This window comes from Arthrobacter sp. CAL618 (assembly GCF_000468215.1).
GTDB lineage: Bacteria > Actinomycetota > Actinomycetes > Actinomycetales > Micrococcaceae > Arthrobacter_D.
In genome coordinates, this window is the sequence record NZ_ASZW01000243.1 from 1 (window position 1) to 19,198 (window position 19,198).

A 19,198-nucleotide genomic window follows, 5' to 3' on the forward strand; every position below is an offset into this window, starting at 1 on the left:
CACGCACCATCGTTCACCAGGATCCTCACCCACCCCTTCACCGGGGCCAGGCTTGGCGCTGATGCGACCACGTACCGGGTCCCGCAGGACCTGAAGGATGCGGTCCGGGTCAGGGACGGGACGTGTCGGCATCCGGGATGTAACCGGTTGGCGGTGTTCTGCGAACTCGACCACACCACMCCCTGGTCCCAAGGAGGCACAACCAGCTACGGGAATCTGGCGGCCCTGTGTAAACGTCACCACATGTTCAAAACCGAAGGCTACTGGCACTACCAACAACCCGAACCCGGGACCATCATCGCAATCTCGCCTGCCGGCGAAACCTACCTCACCACAGCCGACCCACCACCAGCACCACCACCCGACATACCTCCGCCCTTTTAGTGATTTGTTGCGGCTAGCGACGCCTGTCGGTAAAGGTACAGTGGCGACGACCTTTTTGCCCCACACGCGCTGCCCGCACGCGGGTCCAGACCCCATCGCTCAACTGTGAGATCGGGCGACCCGCGACCCGCGACGCTCCAAGCCAGCCAGGCCGCCAGACTAATCAATCGGCGCTAAGGCGCTAAGGCGGCAAGGCGGACGTGGACGGGCTCAGACCGGTCAGGATGGGTAGGCGTTGGTGGGACTACCCGCTGAACGGATAATTTCGGCATATCTGTGGAAGGACGCCCGTGGTACCCGTTCCAGCGTCGCTGGCTCCAGCCGCACCAGACCAAACTTCTTGGTGTACCCCTCCTGCCACTCCCAGTTATCCAGCAAGGTCCAGTGGAAGTAACCCCTTACATCAATTCCAGCCGCGATCGCCTCTCCGACGGCGGCGAGATGCTGCTCCAGAAAGTCGATCCGGCGGGTGTCCTGCAGCGCGCCCCCTGATCCCTGAAGCCCACCCTGCGGGCCGTCGTCGTAAGCGCAACCATTTTCGGTGATGTATACCGGGGGCAGCCGGGGATAGGCGGCTTTCAGTTGCTTAAGAATTCTGAGCAGGCTGGCGGGCATCACCGGCCAGCCAAAGTCGGTGACCGGCACTCCCACAAATTCTTTGGGAGCGAACGGCACCGGATAAAACGGGGGAGCCGCACCCACCCGGGTCGGAAAATAATAGTTGACGCCGTAGAAGTCCAGGGGGGTGGAGATGATCTCCATGTCACCGTCGTGGATCACCTCAAAGGAGATTCCGTCCACCTCCTCGAGTTCCGGTGGATACCTGCCGGTCAGGACCGGCCCAGCGAACTGGCCGTTGTGATACTGGTCGTAAAGGACCGCAAGACGCGCGTCCCGGTCTGAGCCGGTGGCTGGCTGCACCGGCGAATGATTGTTCACGATACCCACCGGCGAGGAAAGGGTCTCCCGAAGGGTACGCACGGCGTTACCGTGAGCCAGGAGAAGATGATGCGCCACGACGAAGGCACTGCCCAGCATCATCAGTCCCGGCGCGGCACGGCCAATTGCGTGTCCGACGCCGGTGTGGACCACCGGCTCGTTGACGGTCATCCAGGCCGCTACCTTGTCGCCGAACTCATCCCGAAGAATCCGGGTGTAGTCGGCGAACGCATCAACGGTGTCGCGGTTCTGCCACCCGCCAGCGTCCTGCAGCGCCTGGGGCAGGTCCCAGTGATAAATGGTCACCCACGGCTGAATACCACGGTCCAGGAGGGCATCGAGGAGCCGGTGGTAGAAGGCGATACCCTCGGGGTTGGCCGGTCCGCGTCCGAGGGGTTGAATACGTGGCCACGCGATCGACATCCGATATGCCTGCCCACCCAACTCCCTGAGCAGGTCAAAATCCTCCGCATACCGGTGGTAATGGTCGCAGGCAATGGCCGCACTCGACGCATCCAGGATGTTCCTGTGAGTCCTGGCGTACGCGTCCCAAATACTCTCACCGCGGCCACCCTCGTGGACGCCACCCTCAATCTGGGCTGCGGCCGTCGCCGTCCCAAACACAAACCCGGGCGGCAATCCAAAGCTGGTCACGGTGCGCTCCTTTATGGGCTTTCAGCCTGATCCCTTCACCTAAATCCCACCGACCCCGTTGCGTCAATGCCTTGACGCTGTGAACTTGCTGGCTGGCTGCAGAGAGGCAGGGAGGTAGTGTGCTGGATATGCGCATCAACCCCACCCCGACCACCCCGGCGCACAGGCAATGATCCCCTCGAATGTCCCAGACACGGCACGGATATCAGCCCGGTTTGCGAACCCCGCACAGCTTGGTCCGACGGGCCCACTGAAGCCCGGGTGGGGACTCTGGCAGGCCGCAGTGGGATTGCTTCTGGTGTTGGCCCTTCCCCTGGGCGGCACGCTAGCGCTCTCTTCGGTGCTCAGCTTCGGACCTGAACTAGTCTTCGCTTCACTTTGCTTCACCTGGCTTGCCCTGCTGGGGAGCAGTGTTCTGGCCTCAAGGGTGTGGGGATTTGGCTCGCTTGCCAGGGACTTCGGTCTGAGATTCAAATGGATTGACCTGGCCATAGGACTCGGAGTCGGCATCGCGGCCCGCATTATCCTGGCATTAGTTCAGGTGATCATGACTCTGCTCTGGCCGCTGGGCGAGGGCGAGGTGCTGCAAGGCAACGCGGAAATCTTTCTCACTGGCGACAGCGGTTGGATCTTTGTGAACGCCGTCCTCGGCGGAGCCCTCATTGCGCCTTTCCTTGAGGAACTCTTCAACCGCGGACTGGTCCTGCGAGCTGTGCAGAACGCATGGTGGCTGAAAGGCTCAGCGAAGGGCCGGGTCTCGACCGCGACTCCGCAGCGGTCGTTGACGACTGCAACGGTTGTGGCGATCCTGGCCAGTTCCCTCGCCTTCGGCCTCTTGCACACCGGCGCGGTAGGGGACCTGAGATCGTCGATCTATCTCCTCGTAGGCACGTTTACGGTTGGGGTGATCTGCGGATTCCTAACCGTCTGGACCGGCCGTCTGGGGCCAGCAATCGTAACCCACGTCGTTTTCAACGGAACAGCCATCGGCCTGCTTCTGGCGCTTCCGCCGGAACTGCTCCCCTAGGAATTTTCGGCTACAACCCACGCCGCCACCGTCGACAGGAAACCAATATGCAGTATAAGGAATATTCAACCATCCAGGCTAGCTACGCTCAGTCGGTGGTAACGATCACCCTCGATCGGCCCGAGGCGCTGAACGCCCTCTCCACCCAGGTCGTTGATGATCTGGACCATCTTCTGAACGTTCTCGAAGGGGAATTCAGGAACGACGACGGCTGGCAGGTCCGCGGGGTCGTGATCACCGGCGCGGGGGAGAAGGCATTTGCCGCTGGGGCCGACATCCGTGAAATGACGGCCATGACACCCGGCCAGGCGTGGGACTACAGCACCAGGATGCAGGCACTCACGCTCCGGCTCGAGTCGCTCCCGGTGCCCGTAATTGCAGCGGTCAACGGATTCGCCCTGGGCGGGGGATGCGAGCTGGCGCTGGCCTGCGACTTCATCTATGCCACAGAATCAGCTTCGTTTGGGCAACCCGAAGTGAGCCTGGGCCTGGTTCCCGGATTTGGCGGTTCAGTGAGATTGCAGCAGCGGGTGGGACCGTCCCAGGCCAGGGAACTGTTGTTCACTGGGCGGCGCATCAGGGCCGAACAGGCTCAACGCCTTGGTTTGGTCAACGCGGTATTTGATGATCGGGAAGCGTTGCTGGCCGCGGCTGGGAAAACTATCGCCGAAATCGCCGGGCACTCTCCCACCGCAATCGCAGCGGTCAAGGAAACAATGGCCCGCGTTGAAGGCCGGCCCACCTCCGACGGACTGGCGATCGAGGCTGATTCATTCAAGCAGGCGTTCACCACGTCAGACATGCGCGAAGGAACCCGGGCGTTCCTTGCCAAAGAAAAACCTGCCTTCCCCGGTAACTAATCGGGGAAGGCAGGTTTGCTGTACCAGGGCTTTGCTGGACGAAGACTTTGCTGAACTAGGCCTTTGCAGGCTGGGTAACCGTTGCGGTCGGTTCCATGTTCTCTGCGTCAACCATCCAGGCGTACTGCTCAAGCTTCTCAATGAAGGCGTGCAGAATGTCGGCGGTGGTGGGGTCTTCCTCGTCGATCTGGTCATGCACGTCGCGCATGGTCTTTACCGTGCCTTCGAGCATGGCAACAACCATGGTGACCGTGTCTTTGGTGGAGACCAGACCGGCCGGGAATTGGTTGAGGGTGGTGCCCTTCGCTACCGAACCGCTCCGGCCATCAGGAACGGCGTGCAGGGCGCGCATACGCTCGGCCATCTGATCGGCAAACAGGCGGGCGTCGTCGATGATCTCGTCCAGCTGCAGGTGCATGTCGCGGAAGTTCTTGCCGACGACGTTCCAGTGCGCCTGCTTGCCCTGTAGGTGCAGCTCGATGAGCTCAACCAGCACGGCCTGCATGTTGTCAGTCAGTGTTTTGGAAGCCTTCATGTTTTTCCTCCTGTGGGTAGAACCTGCCCTCCCCCGGTGCTGGGAAAGCGCCGGGTGCGAGGTTTGGATCAATCTTCAGCCTAGACCGCGGATGTTGTTGAAATCCAGCGGCAAGGAATACAATCAGTTTACTTAGTAGTTCACTGATTGTGGAACTTGCAGGAGGAACCCATATGACGACAGTCCAGGAATCCATCGACGTAGCAGTACCCGTGAGTACTGCCTACAACCAGTGGACGCAGTTCGAAACCTTCCCCCAGTTCATGGGCGGGGTGGAATCGATCACCCAGACATCTGACACTCGTAGTCACTGGGTCACCAAGATCGGCGGTGTGGAACGAGAGTTCGACACCGAAATCACCGAGCAGCACCCCGATGAGCGAATTGCCTGGAAGAGCGTCGACGGAAAGTCCCACGCAGGAGTGGTTACTTTCCACCGGATTGACGACACCACCTCCCGTGTTGCTGTCCAGTTGGACTGGCATCCAGAGACCTTCACCGAAAAGATTGGCTCGGTAGTCAACGCCGACAATCGGCAGGTGAAATCCGATCTCCAGCGTTTCAAGGAGTTCATCGAAAGCAACAACTCCGAGACAGGGGCCTGGCGCGGTGACATTGACGCGCCACCGTCAGGGACCACGTCGGGGACCTCGACGGCCGCAGCCGGAGCAGCGGATCTCAGTGATCCGTCACTGGACGATCCCGAGTCGGGTGGCCCGCGCGCCACCGTCGCGCCGAGCTAGCCGGGACTCACGTTAGAAAGCTTCGGCCGGAACTACGCATAAGTGGAGATCCGGCCGAAGCCGTCTAATGGGATTGACCTAGTCGCGGACCGTAATCCCGGCAATCGCCTCAGTTGCGCGTTCGGAGAGCTGGGCGGAAATGGGTGAGCTTTTCGCCGATTCTGCGGCAGCCTCCTGACCCTCGGGGCTAACCACGTAGGTGCCGAACTCCTTGATGAGTCTGACCGTTGTCTCGTCCGGGTACGAAGTGCAGAAGACGTGATAGGACACCAGAATCAGCGGGTAGACGTCCGCTTTGGTGGTGGTCCGGTCGAGGGTCAGCGCAATGTCGTAGCTGGGCCGGCCTTCGACCGGAGTGGCGATGTCGACGGCGGCGGCTGCCGCTTCGGTGCTGACCGGCACGTATTCGTTTCCCACCAGCAGGTTCGCCCTTCCCAGCGGTGGGCCAACAGCTGAATCGTCAGCGTAGGTGATTGCCCCCTCGGTGCCGGCGACGGTGCTTACAACACCGGCGTTGCCCTTGGAGTTCTCGTTCCCGAGCTCACTGGGCCACGTGCCATCCGCTTCGAAGGTCCATTGGTCCGGAACGGTCTCGTGGAGGTAGTCGGTGAAGTTCTCTGTGGTTCCCGAATCGTCCGACCGGCTGACCGGGGTAATCCGGAGGTCCGGTAGATCGACGTCGGTATTCTGTCCGGCAATGGCTGGATCATTCCAGTTGTCGATGTCGCCCAGGAAAATGCTGGCGATGGTTGGTGCATCCAGGTTTAACTCGGTGAGCCCAGGAAGGTTGAACGTGACACTGATCGGCGATACGTAGGCCGGAATATTGAACGCGCCGTCTGGGCCGCAGGCCTCAGCGGACTCGGCGATTTCCTCGTCATTGAGGTAAGCATCCGAGCCGGCGAACTGCACTGCTCCGGCAAGTAGCGCCCCCCGCCCGGCACCGGAGCCGTCGGGGGAATACTGCAATTGCGCCTGGGAGTGAAGGGTGCCGAAACCTGATATCCAGCCGTCCATTGCTGGACCCTGCGCCGAGGATCCGGCGCCAGTGATGGTGCCTCGAAGGTCTGAGTTGGCGCGCTGGGCTGCGGCTTCCTGCTCGGGGCCCAGGGGATAGTCGGACCCGCAGGCGGTGAGTGAGAGGCCGAGGACGGCGGTGGCAAGGAGGGCAAGGCGACGCGTGGGGTGAGGCAGCACCTAATTTACGATACAGGTGAACAGTGGGTGAACGAATTGGGCAGGTTCCAGCGTCAGCTGCCCTTAGTGAGGTCGCGGGTGGCGGGGCCTTCCAGCAAGGTTCCCTCTGCCGTGAATCGTGACCCGTGCAGGGGGCAATCCCAGGACTTCTCGGCGTCGTTCCAACCCAGAACACCGCCCAGATGAGGGCAGACCGCCGAAACCCGGTGGGTGACGCCGTCGACCACGCAGACCCCCTCGGGGCGGGCGCCGTTGCGGACCACCACACCTTGACCCTCCGGTGGGCTGACGGTGCTGGTCCGCGCCAGGCCACCAAGCCAACCGTTCAGGAGTTCCAGTCCGGCACCGGCGTTTGTCTTGACCGTACTGAGCGCGTCCTGCCGGGCGACGCGGGTGGCATACAGTTTGTTGGCCCAGGGCATCTGCCCGCCGAGAATTTCGGCCGATAAGGCCAAGGCCGCCGCGACGGCGTTGGTCATGCCCCACTTGTTGTAGCCGGTAGCTGCGTAAATGTTGTGTCGACTCAGTGGGAGCTTGCCCACATAGGGTACGGCTGATGCGGGTTCGTAGTCCTGGGCCGACCAGTGATGAACCGGCTTCACCGACGGAAAGTGTTGCTGGGTCCAACGCACCAGATCATCGACCAGGGCTTGCGTATGGGTTTCGCGGCCGACGCGGTGGCCATTGCCCCCAGCGATCAGGTACGTCCTTCCATCGACGACGGCGGTGCGCAGGGAACGTGTCGGTCCGTCGATGGACAGGAACATCTCATCCATACCCTCAAGGGTCTGACCCTCAACGGCAAAAGCAACGGCATAGGACCGCTGAGGGGTGAGGACTGAGAAGTGTCCGCCGCGATCGAGAATGGGGGTGCCTGTTGCCAGGATCAAGTGCTCAGCCCACACCGTTCCGCGAGGGGTTTTGACCTCAATTTTGTCCCCCTTCAATTTTCCGGTGCTAATCCCCTCCACCCGGACTCCTTCAATCAGGTGGCCGCCATGAGACCTGAAGTCAGCAGCTAGTCCAGCCAAACCCTGCAGGGGATGAAACTGTGCTTGCCCCGGGAGGCGGAGGCTACCAGTAACGGCGAACGGCAGGGAGGAGGCGTCCTGCAGCACCGGGGTCAGCCCCGCCGCGAGGCACGCCTCATGTTCGGCTTTCAGCGCAGCAGCACCAGTGTCGGTGACGGAGTAGGTGACCGCGTCCCGAGTGTCGAACGGAATGCCGTGCTCGCGGAAGAACCGCAACAACCAGGATTGCCCTTCAAGGTTTCCGGTGACGTAGTGGCGGGCTGTCTCGGCGTCATGGTGCCGGATAATAGAGGAGAGTTGGGTCCCCTGAAGGAGTGATATTTTGCCCGTGGTGTTTCCGGTGGTGACATCCCCTGCGCGCCTTGCCTCCAGTACTGCTACCCGTTGGCCTGAGCGTGCCAGCAGCAGCGCGGTAATGATTCCGGTAAGCCCGGCACCCACCACCACTGAGTCATAGGTGGCGCCGGGCATGAACGGGTCGGCCGGGAACTGCGGACGGGTTGCCTGCCAAAGGGATGTCATCGGATGCCTTCTGCCGTCGGGTTGTGGGACCTAAGCCCACTCCCAAAATCCGTTCCAGTCAAGGACCCGTAGATGTCCCGCGGTGTCTTCGACTACGGCAGGCACCGGATTGAGTAAGTATGCTGATTATCATGCCGCAAGATGAAGAGGATATTGTGACGACGCCGAAGCGGTCAGTACTTTTGGATAGTGGGTCAAACACCCAGGACACCCTTTACGAGAGCGCTGTCGCGGCGGCTGGCTCGGTGTCGCGGGCGCTCGCCCTTGCCGCCGAGCTTGGTGCGCGGACCCCGTTGCCGGGCGGAGGATCCACACTGACCCTGTGGGAGACCTTGGCCACCATCGCAGCAGCCGACCTGTCGGTGGCGCGCACCATTGAACCTCACCTCGACGCGGTAGCCATCCTGCGGCAAGCCGAACTGTCAGTCGCAGCGGGAACCTGGGGGGTCTTCGCCGCTGAGGCGCCCGAGCACCGCCTGGAAGCGCACCACTCTTTCGACAACGACGGCGACTGGCAGCTGACCGGGCGGAAACCCTGGTGCTCATTGGCGGGCAATCTGGACTACGCGGTCGTGACGGCCCATGTCCCGGATGGCGAACGGCGCGCCTTCAGCGTAGACCTGCGCCAACCGACGGTTCAGGCTATCCGCGGTACCTGGGTTAGCCGTGGGCTGGCAGCGGTGGACAGCGGCCCCATTGACTTCGATGCGGCATCAGCCCGCCCCGTAGGTGCCGACAACTGGTATTTGCAGCGCGACGGGTTTGCCTGGGGAGGGCTCGGGGTGGCTGCCTGTTGGTATGGGGGAGCGGTCGGCATTGCGCGGCGGTTACTGCGCTCAGTGGGGGAACGAACCCCCGATCAGGTAGCGCTGATGTATCTCGGAGAGGTGGACCGTCACCTGTACGCCGCGCGGGGGGCGCTCGCGGCGGCTGCAACCGACATTGACGCGGGTCGGGCCCACGGTGCCGCCGGGGCGCTGCTGGCTGCGCGGGTGAGGGGCGTTGTTGCCGACGCTGCCGAAGCCATCCTTCGGATGGTAGGCCACGGGCTCGGTCCGGCACCCCTGGCCCTGGAGGAAGACCACGCCCGGAGGGTGGCCGATCTGCAGGTATATCTCCGCCAGCACCACGCCGAACGGGACGCAGCAGCCCTGGGCCGCCAGCTCCAGAACACCGGAGTTGCACCGTGGTGACCTTTTCGCACGAGGACGCCGGAACGCCCGAGCACCGCTGGAGCCAGGACTGGCGCAGCGACGCCCGGCTCAGTATTGAGGCCCTTTTCGATGGGCGAATGCCGGAACGGGTGATAGTGGTTGCGGCCCACCCCGACGACGAGACGCTTGGGGCAGCCGGGCTGGTGCGACGCCTGGCCCGCGCCGGGGTTGCCACGGATATTGTGGTCGCCACCAACGGCGAAGCGTCCCACCCGAACTCCCCGACCCACACTGCTGTCCAGCTGGCCGAGTTGCGGCGGATTGAACTCGAGCAGGCCGTCGAATTGTTGGCACCGTCAGCACGGACGCACTTCCTCAACCTTCCCGACGGCGGGTTGGATGCCGAGGAGCTCGCCGAACAGCTCCGCCGGATTGTTGCCGCCGGTGGGCGTCCGGGCGAACGCACCTTGCTGGTGGCCCCGTGGCGGGGGGACGGGCACGGGGATCACGAAGCTGGCGGTACGGCTGCGGCACAGCTGGCAGCGGAACTGAACCTTCCGCTGCTTGAGTACCCGGTGTGGCTGTGGCACTGGGCGACGCCGGATTCCTCCGAGGTGCCATGGAACCAGCTCGAAATCCTTGATCTTGCTGGCGATGAGCAAACCCTCAAACAGTCGGCCCTGCTCATGCATGCGAGCCAGACGGCGCCCCTGTCCGACGAGCCGGGAGACGAAGCACTGCTCGCCCCGGGGTTCCTGGACCACTTCGCCCGCGGTTTTGAGGCCTTCATCCCCACCCCATCATCGGGTGTGTTCGAACGGCTGCACGCCGACACGGACGATCCGTGGGGGCTCAAGGACCGCTTCTATGAACGACGAAAACGTTCAGTGGCTTTGGCGCTGTTACCGAGGGAACGGTTTGCGGCTTCACTCGAACTGGGTTGTTCAATCGGTGTACTCTCCGCCGAGCTCGCCGCGCGCACGGATTCCCTCCTTGCCCTGGATATCAGTCCAACGGCGGTGGCGGCTACGCAGGAACGGTTGAGCGATTACCCCGAGGCGACTGCCCGGGTTGCGTCCGTGCCACGGAATTGGCCCTCGGGGCAATTCGACCTGATCGTAATCTCCGAGGTGGGCTACTTCCTCAGCCGGACACAATTGCTGGATGTCGTGGCACGTGCGGTCGCATCGCTGGCAGCCGACGGGGTCATTCTCCTGTGCCACTGGCGGCACCCAATAGATGGCTGGGAACTGGATGGGGACACCGTCCACGAACTATTTCGTTCAGCCTCGTCACTAGCTGTTTTTGCAGAACACCGCGAAGAGGATTTCCGCATCGACCTTCTGGTGCGGCCACCGGCGGTGTCGGTGGCCAGAGCGACCGGTGTCTTGTGAAGGCGTCGTCCGTGCCGGCGGCGGTGGCGGTCGTCGTCCCGGCCCGGAACGAGGAGGAGAGCCTGCCGCGGTGCCTGGCCGCCCTCGATGAGGCGGGCAGGGCGCTCGCCGACGCGTACCCGTCAGTCGCCCTGTCCGTCACCGTGGTCCTGGACGGATGTACCGACGCTTCGGCACGGGTGGTGGCCGAGTATCCAGTTGCCCAGCCTCTGGCAGTTGACTTCGCCTCGGTGGGATTGGCACGTAGGGCCGGGGTCGCCCACGCGGTGGCTCAGCTCGGCCAGCCAGCCAGCCAGATCTGGGTGGCGAACACCGACGCCGACACTGAGGTGCCCGGGCAGTGGCTCGTCGAGCAGTGCCGGCTGGCCGCCTCGGGGGTGGAACTGATCCTGGGGACGGTGGTTCCCAACCCGGTAGGCCTGGATGCCGCGCTGGAGCGCGCCTGGCATGCCGCTCACCCGCTCGACGACGGCCACGACTACGTTCACGGCGCGAACCTGGGATTCCGGGCGGACAGCTACCTGGCGGTCGGTGGTTTCGCTGCCCTGGACATCCATGAGGATGCAGATCTGATCGCTCGGCTGAAATCGCTGGGGGTGAGGTGGGCTGCGGTGGACTCCATCAGGGCCACGACATCCGCCAGGACAACGGGCCGGACACCCGGCGGGTTCGCCGGCTATTTGCGGGACCTTCCCCTATAACCAGGGAAAGCGGAGCGAACAGGAGGTTCGGGATCAGTCAGCCCGTTTGAGCCGGTATCCGTCTTCGCAATGGATGAGGCGGCGGCCGGCACCTTCGTTGAGTTGAATCCACAACACCGAGGCGTCGTCGGTGCGCATCTCGACAACCCCCGCTACGGGCCCATCGCTGTCGTGATTGAACGCGACCCGCTGCCCACGGCGGAGGGTGGACCAGTCCGAGATGCCCTCGCGGGACGGAGACGAAGTTTCCATGGTCGGTGGGTCCTTTCAATACGGAAAGCTAATGCCTTCAACGTACTGCGCCTGTCTGAACGGCAAGTGAATGCCACCTGAGTGTTCGGGGTGGCTCCTGTCACCCGGGCATGGAACGTCAGACTGCGCGCCACTTACCGCTGGTCAGGTGGGAACCGGCCTGCGGGCCCATCTGGAGCATGCCGCCGTCGACGACCCAGGAGGCGCCGTTGACGTAACTCGACGCCGGTGATGCCAGGAACGCGATCACTGCCGCGACTTCCTCCGATGCACCGGGGCGGCCCACGGGGATACCCGGGCGGTCAATGTCGTGGGGATCCTTGTCCTCGGCATCGTTCATTGCCGTAGCAATTTCGCCAGGCAGGACCGCGTTCGCGGTAATGCCCTGATCGCCCAGCTCCAGGGCGATCGTCTTGATTAACCCGCCGAGACCGTGTTTTGACGCATCGTAGGCTGCGGAGCCCACGCGCGGCTGTTCCTGATGAACGCTGGTGACGGCAATGATCCTGCCGCCGTTCCCGGCGGAAATCATTTGTGCCGCCGCACGCTGGATGCAGACAAATGCACCATCCAGGTTGGCTGCCAGGGTGCCGCGCCATTCGTCATAGCTGGTATCCATGAAGGGGGTTCCGCCGTTGACACCAGCGTTGTTCACGAACACGTCAAGTCCGCCGAGGTCACTGATCATCTGGTCCACCACATCGCCGCAGGCTGGCGCATCAGTGGTGTCCAACCGGGTCACCACCGCTTTACGGCCAAACTCACGGACTAACCGCGCGGTCTCGTTGGCGCCGTCCTCATCAGAGTGCCAGGTGATACCGACATCACAACCTGCCTCAGCGAGGGCGAGGGCCGTGGCCCGGCCAATGCCCGAGTCGGATCCGGTGACTATTGCAGTGCTGGGTGTGTAGGCCATCACCCCATCCTTCCGAGGAAGGACCCTGGAAAGCAAGTGTGCTGACCTTCCTAGGGCATAAAATCCGGGCTGCAGACCCAAAACTGGGCTGTTGACACAAATCCGGCCTGTTGACACAAAACCGGCCCCCCGCGTTGGCGGAGAGCCGGTGGTGGTGCCTGCGCGGGGCCTTGATCCCCGGGCCTTCCGCGTGTGAAGCGGATGCTCTACCAGACTGAGCTACACAGGCGCGCGCCCAACCCAGACGCGGTCGGACAGTTGCCAGTTTAGGCCATACCCGGGCTGGAAAAAATTCGGCCGCTTGAACCATGGTGACCGTGGTCCCTATTCCCTGCCGCCCGGACGAACAGTCAGTTCGCTACAAGATCCCTCGGCGAGCCCCCATCGTCTGCTGCGTGGGTTACCCCAGGGTGAGGCTGCCGGCTAACGCCGTGCCAGCCAGCCGAGGGTCAAGCCGCCCAGGGTGCGGCGGAATCCGCTCTCACCGCGGGTCAGCTCAAGCACTGCCCACAGTCCGAGGCACACCCGGCTGAGAGTCAGCAATAGCCGCTTGTTTCCGTCCTGCTGTGCCAGGAGGGAAGCGAGGCCGAAGACCGTCCACCCGAGGACCGGCGCGTTGGGTGCCTGCACGATGGTCTGCTCGCCACGCGAATTGGTGAAGAAGCTGAGCAGAAGTGAGGACGAGGTGGCCATCAGGCGCCTTTCGATTTTGTTTTGGCTGGTGCTGAGGACCCTTTGGATGCCGGTTTTTTCTGATCGGACGGCGTGCCCTTTTTCTCACGGTTCTTCTCGACGCTCCGCCGGAGTGCCTCCATGAGGTCGAGGACTTTGCCACCGCCCTCGTCGTCGTCGGATTCCCCGAAAGTTTCCTCAGTGTCGAGGGCTTCCCCCTTCTCAAGTTTCGCCTCGATCAGAGTGCGCAGCTGTTCCTGATACTCATCGGTGAAGTTCTCAGGATCGAAATCGGTCGAGAAGGAATCCACCAGCGCAGCCGACATTTCCTTCTCCTTGGCCGAGATCCGTACCCGCTCGTCAAGGGCGGGGAACTTGGCCTCGCGTACCTCGTCATCCCAGAGCAGCGACTGCAGCATCAGAACGTCCCCACGCACCCGCAGCGCACCGAGCCGGCTCTTCTGCCGCAGCGTGAACTGCACGATAGCCGTGCGGTCGGTCTCCTCAAGGGTGCGGCGCAGCAGCACATAGGCCTTGGTGGAACTGGAATCCGGCTCCAGAAAATAGGACCGGTCCAGCATGATCGGGTCTATCTGGTCGCTGGGCACAAACTCGACGACGCCGATTTCCCGGCTCTTCTCGACGGGAAGGGTCGCGAAGTCCTCGTCGGTGAGCACCACGGTGCGCTCGCCGTCGTCGTACGCCTTGTCGATGTTTTTGTATTCGACCACCTCCCCGCAGATCTCGCAGCGGCGCTGGTAGCGGATCCGGCCGCCGTCCTTGTCGTGGACCTGGTGGAGGCTGATGTCGTGGTCTTCGGTGGCGCTGTAGACCTTGACCGGCACATTGACCAGCCCAAAAGCGACGGCGCCCTTCCAGATGGCTCTCATGTACCAAGTGAACCAGTGTTTGGGTTCCGCGGATACGATGGCTTGGTGAATCCTGAAAAAGCTGAGCCCACGGTCACCAAGACCACAGTCGACGGCAAGCCCGCCCTCCGGTTCGAGATGCGGTACAACTTTCCCGCGTCAGTGCTCTGGAAGCACCTGACAGACCCCCGCAAACTCAAGTACTGGTTCCCCTGTGAACTTGACCTGCTCCCGCGTAAGGGCGCCGAAGTGACCTTCACCTTCCCTGGGGAACGGCCCACCAAAGGCACGGTCCTCGAAGCCGAGAAGCCGAACCTTCTCGCCTACACCTGGGATCGGGAGGTGCTGCGCTGGGAGTTGGCGAACGACGGCGACTCCGGCGCCCTGCTGACCCTCACCAACACCCTGCAGGACCCAGACGCCGCGGGTAGTTCGGCGGCGGGCTGGCACTTCACGCTGATTGGCCTCGACGATCTCCTGAACGAGCGTCCGCTGGGCCAGAACCCCGCTGACTGGGAGCGCCTCGTCGCTCAATACCAGGAGAAGCTCAGCGACTAGCAGCACCCCGGGACAGGATCCCGTGCCCTGCTTTCCGGGCACGTGTGGCGTTTGCGGCGCTTCCAGACAAGACTGGTGTCATGGGTTCCAGCACCGGTCAGCAGCAGCAGACTGTCACTGTGGACGGTCAACGCCTCCGGCTGACGAACCTCAACAAGGTGATCTATCCCGCCTCCGGGACCACCAAGGCGGACGTTCTCGCCTACTATGCTGCGATCGCCGGCTACCTGATTCCGCACGCCAGGGACCGGGCGGTGACCCGCAAGCGCTGGGTCAACGGGGTGGGAACCGCGGAGCAGCCCGGACAGGTCTTTTTCCAGAAGAACCTCGACCAGTCGGCGCCGGCGTGGGTGCAACGACACTCCATCGCCCATAAAGACCACGTCAACGTGTATCCGATGGTCAATGACCTGGCCACCCTGACCTGGTTTGGACAGATTTCGGCCCTGGAAATCCATGTTCCGCAGTGGAGGTTCGGCCCGGACGGGGAGATCAACAATCCGGACCGGTTGGTCCTCGACCTTGACCCTGGCGACGGGGTGAGCCTCGGCGACTGCGCCGAGGTTGCTCGCCATGCCCGCGTGATCCTGCAGGACATGGGCCTGGAACCCTACCCCGTCACCAGCGGCTCCAAGGGCATCCACCTGTATGCGGCACTGGATGGTTCCCAGTCCTCCGACGAGGTATCCACCGTTGCCCATGAGCTGGCCAGGGCGCTCGAGGCTGACCACCCCGACCTGGTGGTCAGCGATATGAAGAAGTCCCTGCGCGGGGGGAAGGTGCTGGTGGACTGGAGCCAAAACAGCAGGAACAAGACCACCGTGGCGCCCTACTCCCTGCGTGGCAGGCTGCGCCCCACTGTTGCCGCGCCCCGCTCCTGGGCGGAGTTGGAGGACCCTGAGCTGGCGCAACTCGACTACCGGCAGATGATGGACCGGGTGAAGGAACTCGGTGATCTCCTCGCCGGGCTGGATGAGACCTCCGGAGGGCCTGACGGCGACCGGGGCGGGCCCGGGGACACAACGACATCCGAGCCTCGCGTTCGTGACCGCCTGCACACCTACCGCTCCATGCGGGACAGCGCAAAGACCCCTGAGCCGATCCCCGACAGCGTCAGTGACGCCGGCGGCAACCGTTTTGTCATCCAGGAGCACCACGCCCGCCGGTTGCACTACGACTTTCGGCTGGAACGCGACGGCGTCCTCGTCTCCTGGGCTGTACCCAAGGGGCCGCCGGACACCCCCAACAAGAACCACCTCGCCGTCCAGACCGAGGACCACCCCCTGGAGTACGCCGTCTTCGAGGGCACCATCCCCAAGGGGGAATACGGCGCCGGGGAGATGTACATCTGGGATTCCGGGACCTACCACGCCGAGAAATGGCGCGATGGAAAGGAAGTGATCTGTACGGTTCAGGGGCGCGACGACGGTGGTCTGGCACGCAGCGGCAGCCCCGTCCGGCGGTATGCCCTCATCCACACCGGCGGCGACGAGTCGGGCAAAAGGAACTGGTTGATGCACCTGATGAAAGACCAGGGCGCCGCTGACGCCTCGGCCGAAGCCCCGGCGTCGGGCGCCGCCGAGACCCCGCCGGAGCTGATGCCGATGCTCGCCTCGCCCGGCTCGGCTGGTGACGTGACAGCCGATGAGGACTGGGCTTTCGAAATGAAGTGGGACGGGGTCAGGGCAATCGCCACAGTGACACCCGACGGGGTGCGTCTCACCAGCCGCAACGCCAATGACATGACGGCGCTGTACCCCGAACTGGCGGATCTGGGCGACTACGTCAACGGCAACAATGTAGTGCTCGACGGGGAAATAGTGGCACTGAACAAGTCGGGCCGTCCCGACTTCGGGTTACTGCAGAACCGCTTCAATCTCACCAAAAGCTCCGAGATCGACGCCGCACGCCGTAAAGCCCCAGTGCATTTCATGATTTTCGATCTGCTTTACCTCGACGGCAACTCGCTGCTTCAACTGCAGTATGCCCAGCGCCGGGAAATCCTTGAGCAGGCGGTGGACAGCCCCGCGGATGGCCATATTCAGGTGCCCCCAGCCCTGCATGCCACCATCGAGGAGGCCGTGGCCGCCAGCAGGGAGCTCGGTTTGGAGGGGGTGGTCGCCAAGCGCACCTCCGGTACGTATACGGCCGGTCGCAGGTCCAGGGGCTGGGTCAAGATCAAAGACCAGCTCACCCAGGAAGTGGTGGTGGTCGGGTGGCGGCCGGGCAAAGGCAGCCGTGCGCACAAGGTGGGTTCCCTCCTGGTGGCCGTGCCCGACGGCGTCGACCTGAAGTATGTGGGCCGGGTGGGGTCAGGCCTGACCGAACGTGATCTTGCTGAAATTGGTTCACGACTCCGCAAGATGTCCCGGAAGACTGCACCACTTGCGGATGTGCCAGCCGCTGATGCCTCAGACGCGCACTGGGTCCGCCCAGCCCTGGTCGGGGAGGTGCAATTCAGCGAACGAACCGGAGCGGGGAAACTCCGCCACCCCGTCTGGCGGGGNNGGCCCGACAAACTGCCGTCCGACGTCGTCGTCGAACTGTGAATATGACTGACCAACAACATCAAGGAGTACAACAATGAGTGACAAGAAAATCACCTCGTCCCGCGTCATCGACGCTTCAGCTGACGCGATCTTCAACGTCCTGTCCAACCCCGCGCGCCACGCGCAGATTGACGGCTCAGGCATGGTGCAGTCCGACGAGAAGTCGGACAGGATTACGGCTGTGGGACAGATGTTCACCATGAACCAGTACTGGGACAAGCTGGGTGGGGACTACAAGACCGACAACCATGTGGTGGGTTACGACCACAACAAGCTCCTTGCCTGGAAAACGGCTGAGGCTGGGGCCGAGCCTGCCGGTTGGCAGTGGGTGTGGGAGTTGACGCCCCAGGGCCCCGACTCCACCGAAGTGACTCTCACCTACGACTGGAGCAGCGTCACCGATTCGACTGTGCTCAAGAAGGTATCCTTCCCGGCGGTTTCCGCCCACGATCTGGAGGCTTCGCTGAACAACCTGGCCGCCGCGGTGTCCGAGGTTTAACCCACCTGACGTTCGACGCCGGACCGCCGCCAGCCCAACGATGGTGGCCGTCCGCGTTGTCGTCGAGCTTTGGAACGCCCAGCTTCCCGGGAGTGGGTCGTGTACCGTCCATAGGGTGGCGTCCGACACATAACGGGCGGTGGGGGACCGCACGGGCACTCCAGTATTGACCCGGCCGATACCGGCGAGGCACTGGAACTTCCGGCCACTCATCCTTTGTAAATCCCATAGAAGGGGCTGTAGTGGACCTCAGTCAGTTTATTGTTGTCGGCATTGTGCTTGCCGTGTTGGTGGTATTGGCAGTTATTGCCGCCATCGTCGCGCGTCTTGCACTGCGGATTGCGAGCCCGTCCGAAGCACTGATCATCACCGGCAAAGGCAGCCAGGAAAGCCAGCGTGTGGTGTTCGGTCGCACATTCATCAACCCGTTCAGCCAGAAGGCGTTCTCCATCTCGCTCGCCTCACGCCAGGTGACCCTTCAGATTGAGGGTATCTCCAAGAACGGCATCAAGCTTCGGCTGACCGGTGTCGCCCAGATCAAAGTGGGGGGCGACGAAGAGGCGGTGCGCCGCGCCGCTCAACGATTCTTGAACCAGCAGGATCAGATCGACCATTACACCCAAGAGACCCTGTCCGGTTCGTTGCGCTCCATCGTGGGCACGCTGAGCGTGGACTCGATCATCAAGGACCGTGCTTCTTTCGCCAAGAGTGTCAAGGAAGAGGCCGAGCACTCAATGCATAACCAGGGTCTGGAGATTGATACCTTCCAGATCCAGTCGGTCGACGACGATTCCAGCTACCTGAAGAACCTGGGCCGGCCCGAGGCGGCACTCGCTGAGAAGCAGGCGAAGATTGCCGAAGCGAATGCGGCGCAGGAAGCTGCCGAGGCCGCTGCGATCGCGGACGAGCAGGTTGCGCTTGCCGAACAGCGGCTCGCCATCCGCCGGGCCGAGCTCAAGGAGGTCGCGGACGCACGGCAGGCCCAGGCCGACGCGGCGGGTCCCTTGGCTGCAGCTGAGCAGCGCCAGTCGATCCTGGTCAAGGAACAGCAGGTTGCTTCACGGCAGTCCGAGCTGCGTGAACGTGAACTGGATATTGAGATCCGCAAGCCTGCCGACGCAGAAAAGTACCGGGTGGAGCAGGAAGCGGCCGGTAAGCTCGAGCAGCGCAAGCGCCAGTCTGAAGCCGATCAGGTTGAGGCGGAAGTGGCGCTGACCAAGCGCCGCCTCAGCGCCGAGGGTGACAAGGTCACCGCTGAAGCTGAGGCCGCCGCCAACACCGCACGCGGTAACGCAGCGGCGTCAGTGACCCGGGCCAACGGTGCAGCGGAAGCGGAGATCATCGCGCTTCGCGGCCAGGCTGAGGCAGACGTTGTCCGGCAGAAGGGAATCGCGGAGGCCGAGGGAATCGAAGCCCAGGCCAAGGCGTACGAGCAGTTCAACGAAGCAGCAATTCTCAACAAGGTGATGGAAATCCTCCCGCAGATCGCTCGGGAAATCGCCGCCCCAATGTCGGGAATCGACAACATGACCGTCATCTCCAACGACGGTGCCACCCAGTTGAGCAAGAACGTGTCCGGCGGGTTGCAGCAGACCTTCCAGCTACTCAAGGACACCACCGGGCTAGACGCCGTCGAGATGCTGAAAAACTGGGGCGCCACGGACGGTGCTGCCACGGAACCGGCATCGCCAACTGAAAACACCCACGCGCCGTCGGTCTAATTCACCCGTCGATGAAATCGG

At 63.0% G+C, this 19,198-nt stretch carries 19 protein-coding genes and 1 tRNA gene; 11 read left to right on the forward strand and 9 right to left on the reverse strand.

The window, feature by feature from the left end:
* A partial coding sequence (locus K728_RS0114380; RefSeq protein ID WP_024477126.1) for an HNH endonuclease signature motif containing protein occupies positions 1-384 on the forward strand: 384 nt, incomplete at its 5' end.
* A gap of 219 nt (positions 385-603) precedes the next feature.
* Here the strand turns inward: K728_RS0114380 and K728_RS0114385 are convergent.
* Positions 604-1,977 carry a GH1 family beta-glucosidase gene (locus tag K728_RS0114385; RefSeq protein ID WP_024477127.1) on the reverse strand — a complete coding sequence of 458 codons (1,374 nt, stop codon included), beginning with the start codon at positions 1,975-1,977 and terminating at the stop codon, positions 604-606.
* 283 nt (positions 1,978-2,260) lie between these two features.
* On the opposite strand from K728_RS0114385, the gene K728_RS0114390 reads away from it, so the two are divergent.
* Positions 2,261-3,004 (forward strand): CPBP family intramembrane glutamic endopeptidase, encoded by a 744-nt coding sequence (locus K728_RS0114390; protein WP_024477128.1) that lies wholly within the window; start codon positions 2,261-2,263, stop codon positions 3,002-3,004.
* 47 nt (positions 3,005-3,051) lie between these two features.
* Positions 3,052-3,864, forward strand: coding sequence for an enoyl-CoA hydratase/isomerase family protein (locus K728_RS0114395; RefSeq protein WP_024477129.1), 813 nt, complete (start codon positions 3,052-3,054; stop codon positions 3,862-3,864).
* Between the two features lie 55 nt (positions 3,865-3,919).
* Here K728_RS0114395 and K728_RS0114400 read toward each other — a convergent pair whose 3' ends face one another.
* Positions 3,920-4,399, reverse strand: a complete 480-nt coding sequence (locus K728_RS0114400) for a Dps family protein (RefSeq protein WP_019484051.1) — start codon at positions 4,397-4,399, stop codon at positions 3,920-3,922.
* A 173-nt stretch (positions 4,400-4,572) separates the two neighbouring features.
* Here K728_RS0114400 and K728_RS19565 point away from each other — a divergent pair, with 173 nt between their 5' ends.
* Positions 4,573-5,142, forward strand: coding sequence for an SRPBCC family protein (locus K728_RS19565; protein ID WP_019484049.1), 570 nt, complete (start codon positions 4,573-4,575; stop codon positions 5,140-5,142).
* Between the two features lie 78 nt (positions 5,143-5,220).
* On the opposite strand, the gene K728_RS0114415 is transcribed toward K728_RS19565, so the two are convergent.
* Entirely contained in the window at positions 5,221-6,339 is a 1,119-nt protein-coding gene (locus K728_RS0114415; RefSeq protein ID WP_024477130.1) for a phosphate ABC transporter substrate-binding protein PstS, read from the reverse strand.
* Between the two features lie 53 nt (positions 6,340-6,392).
* Positions 6,393-7,892, reverse strand: a complete 1,500-nt coding sequence (locus K728_RS0114420) for an FAD-dependent oxidoreductase (protein ID WP_024477131.1) — start codon at positions 7,890-7,892, stop codon at positions 6,393-6,395.
* A gap of 131 nt (positions 7,893-8,023) precedes the next feature.
* Here K728_RS0114420 and K728_RS0114425 point away from each other — a divergent pair, with 131 nt between their 5' ends.
* The 3 genes from K728_RS0114425 to K728_RS0114435 are packed head-to-tail and all read left to right on the forward strand — an operon-like array spanning position 8,024 to position 11,141.
* Positions 8,024-9,085, forward strand: coding sequence for an acyl-CoA dehydrogenase (locus tag K728_RS0114425; protein ID WP_237742161.1), 1,062 nt, complete (start codon positions 8,024-8,026; stop codon positions 9,083-9,085).
* The gene (locus tag K728_RS0114430; RefSeq protein WP_156911330.1) at positions 9,082-10,440 is read left to right on the forward strand and encodes a bifunctional PIG-L family deacetylase/class I SAM-dependent methyltransferase; all 1,359 of its coding nucleotides are present in this window, start codon (positions 9,082-9,084) and stop codon (positions 10,438-10,440) included. The genes K728_RS0114425 and K728_RS0114430 overlap by 4 nt, the downstream gene beginning before the upstream one ends.
* An 11-nt stretch (positions 10,441-10,451) precedes the next feature.
* Complete coding sequence (locus tag K728_RS0114435; protein ID WP_162148058.1) at positions 10,452-11,141, forward strand: glycosyltransferase; 690 nt, start codon at positions 10,452-10,454, stop codon at positions 11,139-11,141.
* Between the two features lie 33 nt (positions 11,142-11,174).
* Here K728_RS0114435 and K728_RS0114440 read toward each other — a convergent pair whose 3' ends face one another.
* The 5 genes from K728_RS0114440 to ku all read right to left on the reverse strand — a co-directional run bounded on the left by K728_RS0114440 (position 11,175) and on the right by ku (position 13,871).
* A complete protein-coding gene (locus tag K728_RS0114440) occupies positions 11,175-11,393 on the reverse strand; it encodes a hypothetical protein (RefSeq protein WP_019484043.1) in 219 nt (72 codons plus the stop codon).
* A gap of 118 nt (positions 11,394-11,511) precedes the next feature.
* Positions 11,512-12,309 (reverse strand): SDR family oxidoreductase, encoded by a 798-nt coding sequence (locus K728_RS0114445; protein ID WP_024477135.1) that lies wholly within the window; start codon positions 12,307-12,309, stop codon positions 11,512-11,514.
* Between the two features lie 152 nt (positions 12,310-12,461).
* A tRNA-Val gene (locus tag K728_RS0114450) sits at positions 12,462-12,538 on the reverse strand.
* 194 nt (positions 12,539-12,732) lie between these two features.
* Positions 12,733-13,002, reverse strand: coding sequence for a hypothetical protein (locus K728_RS0114455; protein ID WP_024477136.1), 270 nt, complete (start codon positions 13,000-13,002; stop codon positions 12,733-12,735).
* Entirely contained in the window at positions 13,002-13,871 is an 870-nt protein-coding gene (gene ku / locus K728_RS0114460; RefSeq protein WP_019484040.1) for a non-homologous end joining protein Ku, read from the reverse strand. Before ku ends, K728_RS0114455 begins: the two co-directional genes overlap by 1 nt.
* 45 nt (positions 13,872-13,916) lie before the next feature.
* On the opposite strand from ku, the gene K728_RS19570 reads away from it, so the two are divergent.
* The 4 genes from K728_RS19570 (at position 13,917) to K728_RS0114480 (ending at position 19,177) form a co-directional block, all read left to right on the forward strand.
* Entirely contained in the window at positions 13,917-14,408 is a 492-nt protein-coding gene (locus K728_RS19570) for an SRPBCC domain-containing protein (RefSeq protein WP_156911334.1), read from the forward strand.
* A gap of 80 nt (positions 14,409-14,488) precedes the next feature.
* Entirely contained in the window at positions 14,489-16,957 is a 2,469-nt protein-coding gene (locus tag K728_RS0114470) for an ATP-dependent DNA ligase (RefSeq protein ID WP_024477138.1), read from the forward strand.
* A 34-nt stretch (positions 16,958-16,991) separates the two neighbouring features.
* On the forward strand, positions 16,992-17,456 hold the full coding sequence (locus tag K728_RS0114475; protein WP_019484037.1) for an SRPBCC family protein: 465 nt from the start codon (positions 16,992-16,994) through the stop codon (positions 17,454-17,456).
* A 242-nt stretch (positions 17,457-17,698) separates the two neighbouring features.
* The gene (locus K728_RS0114480) at positions 17,699-19,177 is read left to right on the forward strand and encodes a flotillin family protein (RefSeq protein WP_019484036.1); all 1,479 of its coding nucleotides are present in this window, start codon (positions 17,699-17,701) and stop codon (positions 19,175-19,177) included.
* The last annotated feature ends 21 nt before the right edge of the window (positions 19,178-19,198 follow it).